This is a genomic window from Mesorhizobium sp. M7A.F.Ca.US.005.03.2.1, assembly GCF_003997795.1.
Taxonomy (GTDB): Bacteria; Pseudomonadota; Alphaproteobacteria; order Rhizobiales; family Rhizobiaceae; genus Mesorhizobium; species Mesorhizobium ciceri.
In genome coordinates this window covers 1-2678 of record NZ_RZRP01000848.1, presented here as the reverse complement: position 1 = coordinate 2678, position 2678 = coordinate 1, and the positions used below count along the sequence as shown (strand labels likewise).

Sequence of the window (2678 nt, the reverse complement as noted above, 5' to 3'; positions counted from 1 at the left end):
GATAAAATATCTCGCCGAGTTCGAGGAGTTGACCGGGATCAAGGTCAATGCCGAGGCAACGCCTGAGCAGCAGCAGCGCCAGAAGACGGTGATCGAATTGAGCTCCGGCAAGCCGAGCTTCGACGTCGTGCATCTGAGCTACCATGTGCAGAAGCGGCAGTTCGAAAAAGGCGGCTGGCTTGCCGACATATCAGGCTATCTCGCCGACCCCACCCTTACCGATCCGGGTCTGGTCGAAAACGATTTCGCCGACGCCGGCATGCTGTTCGCCAAGGACGGTCAGGGCGTGCTGCGCTCGCTGCCCTTCTCGGTCGACTACTGGATCGTTTACTGGAACAAGGAGTTGTTCGAGGCCAAGGGCCTCAAATATCCCGAAACCTTCGAGCAGCTGGTGGCCGCGGCCGAGGCGCTGACCGACCCGTCGACCAATACTTACGGTTTCGTCGCCCGCGGCATCAAGAACGCCAACACGCCGGTGTGGACATCGCTCATGCTCGGCTACGACATGACGCCACTCGACGCTCAGGGCAAGCTGCGCACGACGTCGCCCGAGGCGATCGAGGCCGCCGGCCTCTACCAGCGGCTGATGACCAAATCCGCGCCTCCAGGCGTCACTGGCTTCAACTGGGCCGAAGCGCAGTCCGCCTTCCTGCAAGGCAAGATCGGCATGTGGTTCGATGGCGTCGGCTTTGCCCCGCCGATGGAAAATCCGGAAAAATCGCGGGTGGTCGGCAAGGTCGGCTATGGCGTCATGCCCAAGGGTCCCAAGGCGCACGCGGCTGGCACCTTCGGCGACGGTATCGGCGTGACGGCCACCAGCGAGAAGAAGGAGGCCGCCTATCTGTTCTGCCAGTGGGCAGTGTCGCCGGTCATGGGCGCGCGCCTGCTGCAGGCAGGCGCCGGCGTACCGTTCCGCAAATCGGTGCTCGAAGATCCAAAGGTGCGCGAAGGTGTCACCATGCCGGCAAGCTGGCTCGATGCGGTGGTCGGCTCCGGCAATGTCAGCCGGCTATCGCTGCCGGTCATCATCCCGGTCACAGAGTTCCGCGACATCTACGGCGTGGCGCTGACCAATTTGATCGCCGGCGCTGATCCCGCCGAGGAGTTGAAGAAGGCTACCGACCAATTCCAGCCGGTCCTCGACAGGAGCGAGCAAGGCTGATGTCCGCCACCACCCCAGAACGCACCGGGGTGACGACGCAAGCCATCGAAGGGAGCCAGACGATCCGGCTGGCTCCCAACTACTGGCCTTTCGTCGTTCCGGCGCTCGTCGTCGTCGGCGCCGTGATCGTCTTTCCCTGGGCTTTCACGCTGTGGATGAGCGTCAACCGCTGGACGCTCGGCCAGTCGCGAAGCTTTGCCGGGATGGAGAATTATCTGCGGCTGGCGTACGACCAACGCTTCTGGGAATCGCTTCTCCATACTTTGAGCTACACCTTCCTTTCGGTTGCCGCGCCGATGTTGCTCGGCACCATCGCCGCCCTGATCTTCGACGCCAGGTTTCCGCTGCGTGGCCTGCTGCGCGGCGTCTTCGTGATGCCTATGATGGCAACGCCGGTCGCCGTGGCGCTGGTCTGGACGATGATGTTCCACCCCCAGCTCGGCGTCCTCAACTATCTTCTGTCGCTGGTCGGCATTCCGGCGCAGGAATGGATCTTCAACGCCAACACGGTCATCCCGTCGCTGGTTGCGGTCGAGACCTGGCAGTGGACGCCGCTGGTGATGCTGATCGTGCTCGGCGGCCTGGCGTCCGTGCCGCGCGAGCCGTTCGAAAGCGCCGAAATCGACGGCGCCAATGCCTGGCAGCAATTCCGCTATCTCACCTTGCCGATGATCGCGCCGTTCCTGATGATCGCGGTGATCATCCGCACCATCGACGCACTGAAGAGTTTCGACATCATCTACGCGATGACCCAGGGCGGGCCGGGCACGGCCTCGGAGACCATCAACATCTATCTCTACAACACCGCCTTTTCCTACTACGACATCGGCTATGGCTCGGCCATGGCCGTGGTGTTCTTCATCGTCATCGTCGCCCTGTCCTTCATCCTCCTGATGTTGCGCCAGCGCTCGAAGTGGATCGGCGTGGAGGGCAAATAGATGACTTCACGACTGCTCAACCGGATCGGGCTGTTCTTCGCGGCCCTGGTCTTCGTCTCGCCGGCGATCCTGTTCTTCCTCTGGATGATCTCGCTGTCGCTGAAATTCGAGATCGACAACGGCGCCTATCCGCCGATCCTGATCCCCGAACATCTCGCCTGGTCGAACTATGCAAAAGTGTTCGAGGAGAACAATTTCCTGCTCTATCTCTGGAATTCGGTTCTGGTGACCGGCACGGCGACGCTTTTGGCGCTGCTGATCGGCGTGCCGGCCGGCTATGGCATCGCGCGGCTCAAGGCCGAGCGATCGGCGGTGGTCATCATGATCGCCCGCATGACGCCGGGGCTTTCCTATCTCATCCCGCTGTTCCTGCTGTTCCAATGGGTCGGCATTCTCGGCACGCTGTGGCCGCAGATCATCATCCATCTGGTGGTGACCGTGCCGATCGTCGTCTGGGTGATGATCGGCTATTTCGAGACCACCCCGATGGAACTGGAAGAGGCCGCCAACATCGACGGCGCCAGTTCCTGGCAGGTGTTCCGGCTGGTCGCCTTGCCCATCGCCAAGCCGGGCATAGT

General features: G+C 62.1%; 3 protein-coding genes. All 3 read left to right on the top strand.

Annotation, left to right across the window (positions count from 1 at the left end):
- A partial coding sequence (locus tag EN991_RS31390; protein WP_164769498.1) for a sugar ABC transporter substrate-binding protein occupies positions 1–1162 on the top strand: 1162 nt, incomplete at its 5' end.
- Positions 1162–2100: a sugar ABC transporter permease gene (locus EN991_RS31385; protein ID WP_127370202.1), complete on the top strand. Its 939-nt coding sequence runs from the start codon at positions 1162–1164 to the stop codon at positions 2098–2100. The genes EN991_RS31390 and EN991_RS31385, both read left to right, overlap by 1 nt.
- On the top strand, positions 2101–2678 hold a 578-nt coding region (locus EN991_RS31380), incomplete at its 3' end, for a carbohydrate ABC transporter permease (protein ID WP_164769497.1).

Coding starts and splice junctions, on each gene's coding strand:
- EN991_RS31385 (WP_127370202.1), top strand. CDS start 1,162: ATGTCCGCCACCACCCCAGAACGCACCGGGGTGACGACGCAAGCCATC.